This is a genomic window from Actinacidiphila sp. bgisy160, from assembly GCF_057707815.1.
This window is the reverse complement of the sequence record NZ_JBYIQW010000046.1, coordinates 45676-59913: the sequence shown is the minus strand read 5'-3', so window position 1 is coordinate 59913 and position 14238 is coordinate 45676. Positions and strand designations below refer to the sequence as shown.

General features: G+C 72.0%; 14 protein-coding genes. 3 read left to right on the top strand and 11 right to left on the bottom strand.

From position 1 onward, the window contains the following. The 5 genes from AC3EUJ_RS28440 to AC3EUJ_RS28420 form a co-directional block, all read right to left on the bottom strand. Positions 1 to 1628 (bottom strand): glycoside hydrolase family 13 protein (locus AC3EUJ_RS28440; protein ID WP_431966257.1); only part of this gene is annotated, 1628 nt, incomplete at its 3' end. 98 nt (positions 1629 to 1726) lie between these two features. Beyond that, on the bottom strand, positions 1727 to 2608 hold the full coding sequence (locus tag AC3EUJ_RS28435; protein WP_431966255.1) for a carbohydrate ABC transporter permease: 882 nt from the start codon (positions 2606 to 2608) through the stop codon (positions 1727 to 1729). 16 nt (positions 2609 to 2624) lie between these two features. Beyond that, on the bottom strand, positions 2625 to 3599 hold the full coding sequence (locus tag AC3EUJ_RS28430; protein WP_431966253.1) for a carbohydrate ABC transporter permease: 975 nt from the start codon (positions 3597 to 3599) through the stop codon (positions 2625 to 2627). A gap of 36 nt (positions 3600 to 3635) precedes the next feature. Beyond that, the gene (locus AC3EUJ_RS28425; protein ID WP_431966251.1) at positions 3636 to 5048 is read right to left on the bottom strand and encodes an extracellular solute-binding protein; all 1413 of its coding nucleotides are present in this window, start codon (positions 5046 to 5048) and stop codon (positions 3636 to 3638) included. 248 nt (positions 5049 to 5296) lie between these two features. Next, complete coding sequence (locus AC3EUJ_RS28420; protein WP_431966249.1) at positions 5297 to 6304, bottom strand: LacI family DNA-binding transcriptional regulator; 1008 nt, start codon at positions 6302 to 6304, stop codon at positions 5297 to 5299. Between the two features lie 316 nt (positions 6305 to 6620). On the opposite strand from AC3EUJ_RS28420, the gene AC3EUJ_RS28415 reads away from it, so the two are divergent. Next, positions 6621 to 7526 carry a ferredoxin family protein gene (locus AC3EUJ_RS28415; protein WP_431966247.1) on the top strand — a complete coding sequence of 302 codons (906 nt, stop codon included), beginning with the start codon at positions 6621 to 6623 and terminating at the stop codon, positions 7524 to 7526. Here the strand turns inward: AC3EUJ_RS28415 and AC3EUJ_RS28410 are convergent. The 3 genes from AC3EUJ_RS28410 to AC3EUJ_RS28400 are packed head-to-tail and all read right to left on the bottom strand — an operon-like array spanning position 7493 to position 10263. After that, entirely contained in the window at positions 7493 to 8533 is a 1041-nt protein-coding gene (locus AC3EUJ_RS28410; RefSeq protein WP_431966245.1) for an ABC transporter substrate-binding protein, read from the bottom strand. The two genes, AC3EUJ_RS28415 and AC3EUJ_RS28410, sit on opposite strands and share 34 nt — an antisense overlap. Before the next feature lie 46 nt (positions 8534 to 8579). Continuing rightward, entirely contained in the window at positions 8580 to 9458 is an 879-nt protein-coding gene (locus AC3EUJ_RS28405) for an ABC transporter permease (RefSeq protein WP_431966243.1), read from the bottom strand. Continuing rightward, positions 9448 to 10263 carry an ABC transporter ATP-binding protein gene (locus AC3EUJ_RS28400; RefSeq protein ID WP_431966241.1) on the bottom strand — a complete coding sequence of 272 codons (816 nt, stop codon included), beginning with the start codon at positions 10261 to 10263 and terminating at the stop codon, positions 9448 to 9450. Before AC3EUJ_RS28400 ends, AC3EUJ_RS28405 begins: the two co-directional genes overlap by 11 nt. A gap of 231 nt (positions 10264 to 10494) precedes the next feature. On the opposite strand from AC3EUJ_RS28400, the gene AC3EUJ_RS28395 reads away from it, so the two are divergent. Next, a complete protein-coding gene (locus AC3EUJ_RS28395; protein WP_431966239.1) occupies positions 10495 to 12114 on the top strand; it encodes an ATP-binding protein in 1620 nt (539 codons plus the stop codon). Next, positions 12111 to 12803, top strand: coding sequence for a response regulator (locus tag AC3EUJ_RS28390; protein WP_431966237.1), 693 nt, complete (start codon positions 12111 to 12113; stop codon positions 12801 to 12803). The genes AC3EUJ_RS28395 and AC3EUJ_RS28390 overlap by 4 nt, the downstream gene beginning before the upstream one ends. Before the next feature lie 22 nt (positions 12804 to 12825). Here AC3EUJ_RS28390 and AC3EUJ_RS28385 read toward each other — a convergent pair whose 3' ends face one another. The 3 genes from AC3EUJ_RS28385 to AC3EUJ_RS28375 form a co-directional block, all read right to left on the bottom strand. After that, positions 12826 to 13386, bottom strand: a complete 561-nt coding sequence (locus AC3EUJ_RS28385; RefSeq protein WP_431966261.1) for a helix-turn-helix domain-containing protein — start codon at positions 13384 to 13386, stop codon at positions 12826 to 12828. A gap of 35 nt (positions 13387 to 13421) precedes the next feature. Continuing rightward, positions 13422 to 13880, bottom strand: coding sequence for a thiamine pyrophosphate-dependent enzyme (locus AC3EUJ_RS28380; protein WP_431966235.1), 459 nt, complete (start codon positions 13878 to 13880; stop codon positions 13422 to 13424). 104 nt (positions 13881 to 13984) lie between these two features. Beyond that, complete coding sequence (locus tag AC3EUJ_RS28375; RefSeq protein ID WP_431966233.1) at positions 13985 to 14167, bottom strand: hypothetical protein; 183 nt, start codon at positions 14165 to 14167, stop codon at positions 13985 to 13987. Positions 14168 to 14238 lie beyond the last annotated feature (71 nt).

Here is a 14238-nt window from a genome sequence, read left to right as displayed (position 1 = left end):
TCGCCGGTTCCGGCCGGGGCTTCCGGGCGCAGCCACACGCAGGTGTCCCGGGGCAGCCGGCCGTCCTCGGTGAGCGGGCCGCTGGCCAGCAGGAGCTGCCGGTGCGCGGGGAGCGGGGCGGGCTCCGCGGACAGGTTGAGCACGCAGGCGAATCCGCCCTCGCGGCGGAAGGCGAGCACGTCGCCGGGACCGTCGAGCCATTCCATCGGGCCCTCGCCGAGGCCGGGTTCGGCGCGGCGGAGCCCCAGTGCCGCCCGGTACAGGCTCAGCATGGAGCCGGGGTCGGCCTCCTGCGCCTCGGCGGTGTAGCGCACCCAGTCCGCCGGCTGCGGCAGCCAGGGGTGGTCGCCCCCGAAGCCGTACGGCGGCGCGTCCCCGGACCAGGGCAGCGGCACCCGGCAGCCGTCACGGCCCGGGTCGGTGCCGCCGGAGCGGAAGTACATCGGGTCCTGCAGCAGTTCGGCCGGGATGTCCTCGACCTCGGGCAGCCCCAGTTCCTCGCCCTGGTAGAGGTAGACCGAGCCGGGCAGGGCCAGCGTGAGCAGGGCGGCGGCGCGGGCCCGCCGGGTGCCGAGCTCCAGGTCCGTGGGGATGCCGTGGGCCTTGGCGGCGAACGCGAAGCCGGTGTCACGGCGGCCGTAGCGGGTGACGGTGCGAGTGACGTCGTGGTTGGCCAGCACCCAGGTCGCCGGCGCCCCGACCGGGGCGTGCGCGGCCAGGGTCGCGTCGATGGAGGCGCGCAGCCGCGCCGGTTCCCAGGGGCAGGCCAGGAAGTCGAAGTTGAAGGCGGTGTGCAGTTCGTCGGGACGCAGGTAGCGCGCGAAGCGCTCGGTGTCCGGCAGCCACACCTCGCCGATCAGCACGCCCTCGTAGGAGTCGGCGACCGCGCGCCAGGAACGGTAGATGTCGTGCAGTTCGTCGCGGTCGATGTAGGGATGCGGGTCGGTGCCCTCCACGAAGTCGGGCAGGTCCGGGTCCTTGGCGACCATGGCCGCCGAGTCGATGCGCACCCCGGCCACGCCGCGGTCGAACCAGAAGCGAAGGACGTCCTCGTGCTCCCGCCGCACGGCGGGGTGGGCCCAGTTGAGGTCGGGCTGCTCCGGGGCGAACAGGTGCAGGTACCAGTCGCCGTCCGGGAGCCGGGTCCAGGCGGGGCCGCCGAACTGGGAGCGCCAGCCGTTGGGGGGCAGCTCGCCGTCCTCGCCGCGGCCGGTGCGGAAGTGGAACAGCTTGCGCTCGGCGCTGCCGGGCCCGGCCTCGAGGGCCGCCCGGAACCAGACGTGCTGATCGGAGACGTGGTTGGGGACGATGTCGATGATGGTGCGGATGCCGAGGGCGCGCGCCTCGGCGATCAGCTTCTCGGCCTCGGCCAGGGTCCCGAAGGCCGGGTCGATGGCCCGGTAGTCGGCGACGTCGTAGCCGCCGTCGGCCATCGGCGAGGGGTACCAGGGGTTGAACCAGAGCGCGTCCACGCCCAGCGCGGCCAGGTACGGCAGTCTGGACCGCACTCCGGCGAGGTCTCCGGTACCGTCCGCGTCTCCGTCGGCGAAGCTGCGTGCGTACACCTGGTAGATGGCGGCGCCGCGCCACCACGCGTCGGTGGCCTCGGCCGGGTGGATGTCTGCCACGTGACTGGTCCTTTCGGGCAGCTGGGACCGCGCCGCCCGCCCCGCGGCGGGCGGCGTGGTGCTGGACGGGTGCGGCTGGAGGCCGTCGGGGCCGGGTCTCAGCCCTTGAGGCCGCCGGCGGTGAGACCGCTCATGATGTTGCGCTGGAAGATCAGGAAGATCAGCAGGGTGGGCACCGAGGCCATCGCGATGGCCGCGAGCAGCCAGTTCTCCGGCACCCCGCTGGCGAGCGAGTAGATGCCGACATTGAGCGTCTGCTTCGTCGGGTCGGGCAGGGTGAGCATCGGCCAGAGGAAGTCCTTCCACACCCCGACGACCGCGAATATGGAGACCACTCCGAGGATGGGGCGGGAGATCGGCAGGACCACCGACCACAGGCTGCGCATCGGGGAGGCCCCGTCGATCGCGGAGGCGTCCAGCAGTTCCCGCGGCACCGAGTCGAAGAACCGCTTCAGCAGGAAGATGTTGAAGGCGTTGGTGACCGCCGGCAGCCAGATCACCCAGGGCGAGTTGAGCAGGTTGCGCTCGACGATCGGAACGTCCTGGACGGTCAGGTACTGCGGTACGACCAGGACGGTGGCCGGGATCATCAGCGTGGCGAGCATCATCCCGAGGATCAGGTTGCCCAGCACCGGACGGAGCTTGGACAGGGAGTAGGCGGCCGCCACGTCGAACACCAGCTGGAAGGCGAGCGCCCCGAAGGCGTACCAGAGGGTGTTCAGAAGCAGGTGGGACAGGTCCATCACCCCCCAGGCGCTCGTGTAGTTCTCGGGGTGGAGGGCCTGCGGGAAGGCGGTGGGCGGGATCCGCGCGAACTCCTCGGTGGACTTCAGGCCGTTGGCGGCCATCCAGTACAGCGGGCCGAGGAAGACCAGCGTGAAGGCGACCAGTACCAGGGCGAGCACGCTCCGGTAGACGACCTTGCCGCGGCGGCTTGCCAGCTGGGTCGGCGAAATCAGCGTTCGGGTGCTGCTGCTCATCGGTCGGCTCCCCGCCCTACTCGCCCGCGGCGCGGCTGAGCCGCACGTACCCGGCGGAGAAGACCGCCAGGAGTACGAGCAGGACCAGGCCGAGCGCCGCGGCGCCGCCGTAGTTGTTGAAGTTGAAGGCGTACTGGTAGATCAGGTAGACGACGGTGAGGGTGGAGCCCTCCGGGCCGGCCCCGCCGGTCAGCAGGTAGGGCTCGGTGAAGACCTGCATCGTGGCGATGATCTGCATGAGCAGCATCAGCGAGAGGATCAGCCGGGTCTGCGGGATCGTCACGTGCCAGATCTTGCGCAGGAGCCCGGCGCCGTCGAGTTCGGCGGCCTCGTAGAGCTCGCCGGGGATGCCCTGGAGGGCGGCCAGGTAGATCAGGGTGGCGCCGCCCATGTTCATCCACGTGGCGGCGATGACCACCGACAGCATCGAGGTGCCGGTGGACTGCAGCCACTGCTGCTGGGGGAGGTGGAGCACCTCCAGGATGCGGTTGAACAGGCCGTACTCGGGGTTGTAGAGGTTCTTGAAGAGCAGCACCGAGGCCACCGGCGGCAGCATCACCGGCAGGTACACCAGCAGCCTGAGGTAGCCCCGCGCGTGCCGCAGTTCGTTGAGCAGCAGGGCGACAAGGAACGGCACCGCGAAGCCGAGCAGCAGGGCCAGGCCGGTGTACAGCAGGGTGTTGCGCCAGGCCTGCCAGAACGCCGGGTCGTGGAAGACGTAGTTCAGGTTCGACCAGCCGGCCCAGGTGGTGTTCCCGTCCTGGGTCTTCTGGAAGGCCAGCAGGACCTCCCGGACCATCGGGTACCAGGAGAAGAACGCGAAGCAGAGCACGGCGCCGATCAGGAAGCCGTGCGCGGTGAGGTTGCGGCGCAGGGCGCGGCCGGCCCGCCCCGGACGGCGGCCGTCCGGGGCGGGGCGGCGCACCGTACGGCGCGACCGGCTCTTCGCGGGAGTGCTGGTGGGCAGAGTGGGGGCGCTGGGGGCCGACATCGTCGCTCCTGGGTGCCGGGTGCCGAGGGGCCTGGGCTACTGATTGGCGAGGACCTGGTTGACCTGGTTCTCCGCGGTGGACAGCAGCTTGGCGGCGTCCGCGTTCTTGTTGGTCAGGACGCCGGACATCACGTTGTCCAGGACCTTGTAGATCTCCTGGGCCTTCGGCGGCTCGGCCTTGCCGGGAACCGGGTTGTCCATGAAGGCGCGGAAGTTCTCGACCGGCATGGTGGCGCTGGCGGCCTTCAGCTGGTCGTCCTTGGTCTTGCTGGCACCGGTGAAGAAGGCCGGCTGGGGCAGTCCGACGGGGAGGCCGTCCGCCTTGCTGCGGGCGTAGTCGAACTGGCCCGCGCCGGGGGTGAGGGTCTTGAAGTTCAGCCAGGCGATCGCGGCCTTGATCTTGTCGGGCGAGCTGCCCTTCTTGATCATGTAGTCGTTGCCGCCGAAGAGGGTGGCCTTGCCGCCGGGGATCGGGCCCATGCCGAAGTTGGCGTAGTCGGCGCCGAGCTGCTGGACCATGTACGTGATGTCGTCGGGCGCGGCCAGGAACATGCCGAGCTTGTCGGCGGCCATCTGCTTCTGCAGGTCGCCCCACTTCAGCAGCTGGGTCTGGCCCATGCTGTTGTCGGTCCAGCGCATGTCGTGCAGGTTCTGCACGATCTCCTTGCCGAGGTCGGTGTTGAAGGCCGCCTTGGTGCCGTCGGCGGACACGACGTCGCCGCCGAGGCCGTACATCGTCGCGGTGTAGTGCCAGCCGCCGGTGTTCTGCGCGCTGTACTCGCCATAGCCCGATACGCCCTTGCCCAGGCCCGCGATGGCCTTCGCCGCGCTGCGCACCTCGTCCCAGGTGGCCGGGGGCTTGTTGGGGTCGAGGCCGGCCTGGGTGAAGAGCTTGCGGTTGATGAGCAGGCCCATGCGGTAGTTGCTGGTGGGCAGGCCGTACAGCTTGCCGTCCTTCTTCAGCACGTCGAGCACGTTGGAGTCGATGTCCGCGAGCGCCGGAACGGTCTTGTCGGTGACGTACGCGCTGATGTCCTCGGCGCCGTTGTTGTCGAGCACTTGCTGCAGGTCGGTGAAGTACGTGTAGAACACATCCGGTTGGGACTTGGCCTTCAGCGCGGCCGTGAAGCGGGCCGGCTCCTCGCACTGACCGGGCGTCGACTTACCGTCGATCGTCACGTTCGGGTACTTCTTGTTGAAGGCGGCGACGTCCTCCTTCCACTCCTTGAGCTCCGCCTTCTTCGCGGCCGGCGGCATGCAGTCGATGGTGAGCGTGACCTTGGCCTTGGGGTCCAGCGGGGCGGTGGGATCGGACGAACCGCCGCCCGCGTTGTCGTCGTTGTCCGCGCTGCTGCTGGTGCCGCAGGCGGTCAGGACGGCCAGGGCCAGCGCGGAGACGAGCGTGGCCGCGGAGGCACGGCGGGCGGGGCGGAACCAGGAGCTTCTCATCGGTGGTCCCCTTCGGGCATGAGCGTGGAAGCCCCCGACCACACGCAGCGGGGGCGTCGCACACTCAAGCACCGCAAACAGATGTCCGCAATATCTCGCGCAGATATCGCAAAAGATTGACGGCCTTGCGCAGCTCGCCAACGAAGGCCGTGAACCCCGGGGCCGAGGCGGGAAGTCCGAGGCCGCAAACGCGGACCGGGCGCTTCCGACGTCGTCGGGAACCGCCCGTCCGCGGGGCGCGCGGCCGCTCAGCCGCGCACGGGCCCTGTCGTCCCGCGGACGACCAGCTCGGGCTCGTACAGCAGCTCGTCGGAGGCCACCTGCTTGCCCGCGATCTTCAGCGCGAGCAGCTCGACGGCCGTGCGGCCCATCGCCTCGATGGGCTGCCGCACCGTGGTCAGCGGCGGGTCGGTGCAGGTCATGAACGCCGAGTCGTCGTAGCCCACCACGGACACGTCGCCCGGCACGGAAAGCCCCAGCCGGCGTGCCGCCCGCACAGCACCCAGCGCCATCGGGTCGTTGGCGCAGATGATCCCGGTGACCCCGCGCTCCCAGAGCTTGGCGGCCGCGGCCTGGCCGCCCTCCAGCGTGAACATCGCCCGCCCGACGTGCTCGTCCGGCAGCGACCCGCCGCCCGCGGCGGCCGCCGCCCGCGCCGCGGTGAGCTTGCGCCGCGACGGCATGTGGTCGGTGGGCCCGAGCAGCAGGCCGATCCGCTCGTGGCCGAGCGAGGCCAGGTGCCGCCAGGCCTGCTCCACGGCGACCGCGTCGTCGCAGGACACCCGGGGAAAGCCGAGGTCCTCGATGGCGGCGTTGATCAGCACCACCGGCAGGTTGCGCTCGGCCAGCAGGCGGTAGTGGTCGTGCGGTGCGTCCGCCTGCGCGTACAGGCCGCCGGCGAAGACCACGCCGGAGACGTGCTGTTGCAGCAGGAGCGAGACGTAGTCCGCCTCCGACACCCCGCCCGCGGTCTGTGTGCACAGCACCGGCGTCAGGCCCTGCTGGGCGAGCGCCGCGCCCACGATGTCGGCGAAGGCCGGGAAGATCGGGTTCTGCAGCTCCGGCAGCACCAGCCCGACCAGCCGGGCACGGTTGCCCCGCAGCTGCGTCGGCCGCTCGTACCCCAGCACGTCGAGCGCCGTGAGCACCGCCTGCCGGGTGCCCTCCGACACCCCCGGCTTCCCGTTCAGCACACGGCTGACGGTGGCCTCACTGACCCCGACCTTCTTCGCTACTTCGGCAAGCCGTCGCGTCATGAGCGCAAGCATACGACACGGTGTGCAAGTGGTTTGCGTTCTTGCGCAAGTCCGTCGGGACCAGGGAGACGCGAGCGGCCCGCCAGGACTGCTGGGGCGCCAGTGCCGCCTCGCCTCCTACCTGCGTCGATACAGCAGGCACCCCTGTCCTGAATGGCACGCTTCACGGCCCTCCGCGGCGGGTGACACCCGGCACCACGGCGCAGGACGACTTCGCCTCGTCGGCACCGGCGCGACGGCCCCGCAGCGCGAACCGCGACCCGAGCCGGAGGGGCTGGAGGGCCGGGGGGTGACGTACAAGGTTAGGCTTGCCTTCATGAGCACCTGCACAACAGCGTCCAGCTCACTGGCGGAGCCCGTCGCCGCGACGGCGGCCACCGCGCGGACCTGGCTACTGCTGGAGCAGCCGGGGCCGTGGGGCCCCAAGGCGCTGACCCAGAGCCATCTTGATCCGCGGGTGGGCAGGGCGCTGGAGCGGGCCGCGGCCGGGACCGGGGTGCGGGTCGGCCTGATCCGCCGGCCCGGGCGGCACGCGGACCGGCACGAGGTACGACGCCGCGCGGCCTACCTGGCGCATACGACGCCGGGTGGCTCCTGGGTGCGGGACGCGGTCCTGGAGGATCCGGGCGCCCTGCTGGGCCTGGACTTCGAGGCGCTGGGCCGCGGCGACCACCGCGGCTTCGGGATGCCGTACGAGGGCGACCCGCTCGCCCTCGTCTGCACCAACGGCAAGCGCGACCGCTGCTGCGCCCTCAACGGCCGCCCGCTCGCCGCCGAGCTGGCCGCCTCGGGCCTCGGCGAGGTGTGGGAGGTGACCCACCTGGGCGGACACCGGTTCTCGCCGACGATGCTGGTGCTGCCGTACGGCTACGCCTACGGCCGGGTCGACGCCGGGCTGGCCCGCCGGGTGCTGACGGCCGCCCGCGAGGGCGACATGGTGCTGGAGGGCTGCCGCGGGCGTTCCGCGTGGGAGCGCCCGGGCCAGGCCGCCGAACTGGCCGTTCGGCGGCTGACCGGCGAACTGTGCGCCGACGCGCTGACCGTGGACGGTGAGCACGGCACCCGCGTGCGGCACCTCGACGGCCGGGCCTGGGACGTCGAGGTGACGCCGGTCGCGGCGGAGCCGCCCCGGCCCGAGAGCTGCGGGGCGGCCCTGGGGGCGCCGCTGCGGATGGAGATCAGCGGTATTCAGCCGGCGCTCTTGACGAACTCCGTCGTGTAGGTCTTGCTCAGGTCCACCTTGGTGTTCTGCAGGTTGGGGTTGAACGCCTTGAGGACCCGCTCCACCGTCTCGGGGCCGCCCTCGGGCATCACGCCGTCCTTGGTGAACATCGGCAGCGTGCTCTCGATCGCCTCCACATAGAGGTCCTTCCCGCCGCCCTGCGCGTAGTCGGAGGGCATCTTCGCCGCGATCTCCGCGGCGCTGTGCGTCGACATCCACCGCAGCGTCTTCACGAAGGCGTTCGCGAGCTTCTGGACGGTCTCCTTGTGGCTGTTCACCCACTCCGTCTGCATGTAGAGGCTGGAGGACGGGTAGAGCCCGCCGAGCGCCTGCCGGGAGCCCTCCGGTGTGCGCATGTCGATGAGCACCTTGCCGAGCCCCTTGTCCAGGATCGTGGCCACGGTCGGGTCCGTGGTCATGCCGCCCTGGATCGAGCCCTGCTCCATGGCGGAGATGAAGGTCTGGCCCGCGCCGACCGCGACCGGGGTGAACTCGCTGGTCTTGACGCCGTTGCTGACGGCGAGGTACTTGGTGAGGAAGTCCGTGGACGAGCCGATGCCCGTCACGCCCATCTTCTTGCCCTTGAAGTCCTTGGCACTGGTGAGGTCGCCGGCCGCCGCGTTGGAGACGATCTCCACCTCGCCGGGAGCCTGCGAGAACTGCACCACGGACTCCACCTGCTTGCCCTTCACCTGCAGGTCGAGCGTGTGGTCGTAGAAGCCGACGGTGCCCTGCACGTCGCCGGAGACGAGTGCGGTCTCGGCCTGCACGCCGGCCGGCTCGGTGAGCAACTCGACGTCCAGGCCCTCGGCCTTGAAGTAGCCGAGCCGCTCGGTGAGCATCGCGGGCAGGTAGATGACCTTGTCCAGGCCGCCGACCATGATCTTGACCCTGTCACCCTTGCCGCCGGAGGCGGAGGCGGTGGAGTCGCCGCCGCAGGCGGTGAGCGTGGTGAGGGCGACGGCGGAGGCGGCGACGGCGGCCGCGGCCCTGAGGGTTGCGCGCATCTGGTTCACGTCCTTGTGAAGGGGGTGGGCGGGAGACGGTGGCGGGTCAGCGGGCGGAGCCGGCCTCGGCCGGCTTCCAGCGGAAGAGCCGCTTCTCCAGGAAGGTCAGCAGGCCCTCGGCGAGCAACGCGACGACCGCGAGGATCGCCATCGCGGCGTACACGCCGGCCGAGTTGAAGGTGCCCTGCGAGGCCGCGACCAGCAGGCCGAGGCCCTTGGTGGCGCCGATGTACTCGCCGACGATGGCGCCGATGAGGGCGAAGCCGAAGCTCACGTGGAGGCTGGTGAAGATCCAGGAGGTGGCCGAGGGAATGACGACCTGCAAGGTGACCTGACGGTCGCGGGCGCCCAGGATGCGGGAGTTGGCCACCAGGTTGCGGTCGACCTCCCGGGCGCCCTGGAAGGCGTTGAAGAAGACCGGGAAGAAGACCAGCACGACGGCGGAGGCCACCTTGGAGGCCGGGCCGAGTCCGAACCAGATCAGGAAGATCGGCGCGAGCACGATCCGCGGCAGCGCGTTGAGCACCTTGATGTACGGGCCGAGCACGTCGGCGAGGAAACGGACCCGCCCCAGGGCGATGCCGAGCACCACACCCGCGACGACGCCGATGACCCAGCCGAGCAGGGCCTCGTAGAGCGTGTACCAGATCTGTTCCCACAACGTGCCCTGCGCGGTGCCGTCCACGGCCCAGGTGCGGATCTGCTCCCAGATCCTCGACGGCATCGAGAAGTGGAAGGGGTCGATGACCCCGGCCCTGGCCAGCCACTCCCACAGCCCCAGGACGACGGCCAGCAGCAGGACGCGACTGCCGTGGACGAGGTAGCCCCTGTTGCGGGCGGCGCGGGCGCGGGAGCGCGCGCGGTCGGTGCCCGCAGGGTCCAAGGTGGCGGCGGCCGGGGAGGCCGCCACGGTCTCAGGCGACATCGGCCGCACCCCTCTCGCGGGTGATGCGGACCTCTTCGCCGAGCGAGGCCCAGATCTCCCGGTAGATCTCGATGAACCGCGGCTCCAGCCGCACGGACTCGACCTTGCGCGGGCGCGGCAGGTCGATCTCGAAGACCTCCTTGACCGTGGCCGGCCCGGCGGTCATGACGACGACCTTGTCGGCGAGGGCGATGGACTCCTCCAGGTCGTGGGTGACGAAGACGACCGAGGCGCCCGTGCCGGCCCACAGCTCCAGCAGCTCGTCCGACATCAGCGCGCGGGTCTGCACGTCGAGCGCGGAGAAGGGCTCGTCCATGAGCAGGATCTCGGGGTCGTTGACGAAGGTGGCGGCCAGGGCGACACGCTTGCGCTGGCCGCCCGACAGCTGATGCGGGTAGCGGTCCTCGAAGGCGGACAGGCCGACGCGGGCGAGCCACTCGCGGGCCCTCTCCCGGGCCTCGGTCTTGGGCACGCCCCGGAAGCGAGGGCCGGCCATGACGTTGGACAGCACGGTCCGCCAGGGGAAGACGGCATCCTGCTGGAAGACGAAACCGACCTTGTCGCCGATGCCGCGCACCGGCTCGCCGGCGACGAGCACCTCGCCCTCGGTGGGTTCCTCCAGCCCGCTGACCAGGGTCAACGTCGTGGACTTGCCGCAGCCGGTCGGGCCCACGACGGCCACGAACTCCCCGCGCCCGATGGTCAGGTCGAGGTCTCGCACGGCGGTGTGCAGGGCCCCGGACGGGGTCCGGAACGCTTTGCTCGCACCCCGCAGTTCGATGGCGGGGCTGGTGTGTGTGCTCATGGGCCGGGACGGTAGGTGTGGCCCGGGTCACCGCGGCACCCTTGCGGTCACAACTCCTCCTTGTGCCCACAACCCCCTGTTCTGCTCGTTTTGCTCGCGCTACAACAACGAAAGGGCCACGGGGGCTGGGCAGCGGGCCCCGGACGCGTTTACGTTGCGTTCACAGCAGGGCAAACGGACGAGCGAATTCCGCAAGGGCGCGGGACACCGGGAAGGGCAGGGGTGACGTTCATGCGCATCCGCTGGCCCCGCCGTGTCTTCGCGCAAGTGCTGCTCGTCCAGGTGGTGCTCACCACCGGCGTGATCACCCTGGCCACCGGGCTCTTCCTCGCCCCGCTCAGCTCCCAGCTGGACCAGCAGGCGATGCGGCAGGCGCTGTCGATCGCCCAGACCACCGCCGCCACCCCGGGTCTCGCCCACGACCTGCTCACCACCCGGCCGAGCGTCTCCGGCCCGGTGCAGGAGGAGGCCGAGCGGATCCGCCGTGCCACCGGCGCCCTGTACATCGTCGTCATGGACACCCGGGGCGTGCGCTGGTCGCACACGGACGTCACCCAGATCGGCCGGCACGTCTCCACCGACCCGAGCGTGGCCCTGTCGGGGCGCGAGATCATGCAGATCGACCGGGGCACCCTCGGGCGCTCCGCGCGCGCCAAGGTGCCGCTGCACGGGACCGACGGGAGGATCGTGGGCGCCGTGTCGGTGGGCATCGCGTACGACAGCGTCCGGGAGCGACTGCTGGCCACGGTGCCGGTGCTGCTGCTGTACGCGGGCGCAGCCCTGGGGGTCGGCGTCCTCGCGGCGCTGCTGGTGTCACGGCGGCTGCAGCGCAAGACGCACGGTCTGGCCTTCGCCGACATCTCAGCTCTGCTCGACGAGCGCGAGGCGATGCTGCACGGCATCCGTGAGGGCGTCATCGCCCTGGACGCCCAGGGCAGGGTGCGGCTGCTCAACGACGAGGCGCAGCGGCTGCTCGGCCTCGGCCCGGACGCCGCGGGCCGCGCGCTGGACGAGGTGCTGCCCGCCGGTCGGACGACCGATGTGCTGGCCGGCCGCGTGGCGGGCACCGACCTGCTGACCGTCAGCGGGGCGCGGGTGCTGGTCGCCAACCGGATGCCGACCGGGGACGGCGGGGCGGTGGCCACCTTGCGGGACCGCACCGAACTGGAGCGGCTGGGCCGGGAGCTGGACAGCACGCACGGCCTGCTGGACGCGCTGCGGGCCCAGGACCACGAGCACGCCAACCGGCTGCACACCCTGCTGGGGCTGCTCGAACTCGGCCTGTACGACGAGGCGGTGGACTTCGTCGGCGAGGTCGCCGACGCCCAGCGGGCCTCCGCGGAGCAGGTCGCGGAACGCGTCAGGGACCCGCTGGTGTCCGCCCTGCTGGTCGGCAAGTCGCCGATCGCCGCGGAGCGGGGCGTGACCTTGTCGGTCTCCCCCGTCACCCTGCTGCCGGACCGGGTCGTGGACCCGCGCGACCTGGTCACCGTGCTCGGCAATCTCATCGACAACGCCCTGGACGCGGCCCGATCGGTCGTCGAGGTCGAACTGCGCGCCGAGAGCACGACGGTCGTCCTGCGGGTGTCCGACGACGGTCCCGGCGTGCCGCCCGAGGCCCGTGAGCAGATCTTCGCCGAGGGCTGGACGACGAAGCAGTCTCCGGCGCACCGTGGCCGCGGGCTCGGTCTCGCCCTCGTGCGGCGGCTCGCCGAACGGTACGGCGGCATGGCCCGGGTGACCGCCCGCGCGGGCGGTGGCGCGGTCTTCACCGTCGTCCTGCCGGAGGCGCTGGCCGGCGCCGAACTCACCACGGCGGCGTCCGCCGCCTCCGCGGGGGGAGCGCGATGATCGACGTCATGGTCGTGGACGACGACTTCCGCGTCGCCGAGATCAACGCGGCGTACGTCTCCAAGGTCGCCGGTTTCCGGGTGACCGCCCGCGCCCACACCGCGGCCCAGGCGCTGGCGACACTGGAGCGCATGCACGTCGACCTCGTCCTGCTCGACCACTACCTGCCCGACGAGACCGGCCTCACCCTCGTGCGCCGCATACGGCAGCTCGGCCACACGGCGGACGTCATCATGGTGACGGCCGCCCGCGACGTGGCGACGGTGCAGGCGGCGATGCGTTTCGGCGCACTGCAGTACCTGGTCAAGCCGTTCAGCTTCGCCGGGCTGCGGGCCAAGCTGGACGCCTACGCGGCTCTGCGCCGCACGCTGGACGGCGTCGGCGGGCGCGGCGAGGCCGGCCAGGAGCAGGTGGACCGTATCTTCGGCGCGCTGCGCACGGCCGGCGCGGCGCCGGCGGAACTGCCCAAGGGGCACTCGGCTCCCACCGCCGACCTGGTGCGCAAGGTCCTCACCGAGGCCGCGCAGCCGCTCTCCGCCCACGAGGTCGCGGAACGCGCGGGCATCAGCCGCTCCACCGCGCAGCGCTACCTGAAGTTCCTGGAGCGCGAGGGCCGGATCAGCCTCACCCTCAAGTACGGCGACACCGGCCGCCCCGAGCACCGGTACGCGTGGGCCCGGACCGGCTGAAGCGGCGCGGCGGCGGGTGAGTTCATGGCTCAGCGCCCGCGCCGCCGCGCACACCACGGGCACGACGCGGTCCAGCCGCAGCCCCCGCGCGGCGACGGCGACGGAGGAGGCGGCGGCGACGGCGACGGCGACGGGTGGGCGTGCGGGCCGATCCGCGTCCCGTGGACGGGACGACGACGCAGGAGGCGCCGGCCTCGGCCGCCTCCCAGTTCACGGCGTAGCCGTGGGCGCGGGTGTGGGCGCGGACGAGGTCCAGCTGGAGCAGCCGCGGCACGACGATGGTGCGCGGGCCGCGGCGGCGCAGGCCCGCGCCGAGCACCGCGGCCAGGCCGGGCGGGGTCCCGTAGGCGAGCAGGCCTTGCCGGTGGCGGTTGCAGTGGACGGGAAGGCGGCGCCGCCGGTGCGGCGCCCCCCCGCCCGGCTCGAAGAGGGCGAGGCCGAGCCGGTAGCCGTCCGTCCCGCGCTCGACGGGGCCGACGGTGGTCAGTTCGGCGAGCGGCCGGTGCACGGCCGACGTGGGCAGGCCGGCGCGGGCGGCGAGTTCGCCGAGCGGATCTGGTCCTCGCCCGCGGCGAAGGGGCAGCGCGGCCCCGCGCGCCCGGCATCACAGGCTCTCCGTCACGGCCGCACCCTCGGCGCTCCTGCGTGCCCCTGCGAGGCCACCTCGGCCAGCAGCGGGCCGTCGAGCCCGCGGACCGCCGCGACGGTCTGCGCCAGTTCCTCCGCATCGTCCACGCGGACCGCGGGGATGCCGAAGAACCGCGCCGCCGGCCGCCAGTCGAGCTCGCCCAGGTCGAGGCCGGGGCAAGCGACGGAGGGGCTGCCGCCCCGGGCGTCGAAGGTGTCCTTCAGGGTGTGGTACTCGCCGTTGGCCATCGCCACGAAGAGGACCGGCACCCGGTGGTGCGCCGCGCTCCACAGCCCCTGCAGCCCGAACATCGCGCAGCCGTCGCCCAGGACGGCCACCGCGGGGCGTTCCGGCGCGCCGAGCCGATGGCCAACGGCCGCGCCAATGCCCCAGCCGAGGCCCCCGCCGACCGCGCGGACGAAGCCGCCCGGCCGGTGCCGGCCGAGCACGGCGCACAGGTGCCGGGTTGCCGAAGACCCGGTCCACCCCTCGTCGGCGAGGATCTCCAGCAGGGCCCGAAGGGCGGTCGTCAGCGGGGTCGCCTCTCATACGCTCATGCCACCGTCGACCGCGACGGGGGCTCCGGTGGTGGAGCTCCCGTCGTCGCCCGCGAGATGGAGCACGGTGCGGCGATCTGCTCGGGTGCCGCGTGCCGGCCGAGGGGGATCGTCGCGTCGGATGCCTTGGCCGCGTGCTCCGAAGGCTGCCCGGTGGCGGTGGCCTCGATGCGCCGCATGAACGAAGTGTCAGCGGGCCCGGATGGATGGTGCCGACGCGGGCACCCCAGACGGTGCTCTCACGTGCCGC

What these genes read in the sequence shown, in the direction of transcription:
- AC3EUJ_RS28435 (WP_431966255.1), bottom strand. Translation starts at nt 2,608, where the DNA reads ATGAGCAGCAGCACCCGAACGCTGATTTCGCCGACCCAGCTGGCAAGC.
- AC3EUJ_RS28430 (WP_431966253.1), bottom strand. Translation starts at nt 3,599, where the DNA reads ATGTCGGCCCCCAGCGCCCCCACTCTGCCCACCAGCACTCCCGCGAAG.
- AC3EUJ_RS28425 (WP_431966251.1), bottom strand. Translation starts at nt 5,048, where the DNA reads ATGAGAAGCTCCTGGTTCCGCCCCGCCCGCCGTGCCTCCGCGGCCACG.
- AC3EUJ_RS28420 (WP_431966249.1), bottom strand. Translation starts at nt 6,304, where the DNA reads ATGACGCGACGGCTTGCCGAAGTAGCGAAGAAGGTCGGGGTCAGTGAG.
- AC3EUJ_RS28415 (WP_431966247.1), top strand. Translation starts at nt 6,621, where the DNA reads ATGAGCACCTGCACAACAGCGTCCAGCTCACTGGCGGAGCCCGTCGCC.
- AC3EUJ_RS28410 (WP_431966245.1), bottom strand. Translation starts at nt 8,533, where the DNA reads ATGCGCGCAACCCTCAGGGCCGCGGCCGCCGTCGCCGCCTCCGCCGTC.
- AC3EUJ_RS28405 (WP_431966243.1), bottom strand. Translation starts at nt 9,458, where the DNA reads ATGTCGCCTGAGACCGTGGCGGCCTCCCCGGCCGCCGCCACCTTGGAC.
- AC3EUJ_RS28400 (WP_431966241.1), bottom strand. Translation starts at nt 10,263, where the DNA reads ATGAGCACACACACCAGCCCCGCCATCGAACTGCGGGGTGCGAGCAAA.
- AC3EUJ_RS28395 (WP_431966239.1), top strand. Translation starts at nt 10,495, where the DNA reads ATGCGCATCCGCTGGCCCCGCCGTGTCTTCGCGCAAGTGCTGCTCGTC.
- AC3EUJ_RS28390 (WP_431966237.1), top strand. Translation starts at nt 12,111, where the DNA reads ATGATCGACGTCATGGTCGTGGACGACGACTTCCGCGTCGCCGAGATC.
- AC3EUJ_RS28375 (WP_431966233.1), bottom strand. Translation starts at nt 14,167, where the DNA reads ATGCGGCGCATCGAGGCCACCGCCACCGGGCAGCCTTCGGAGCACGCG.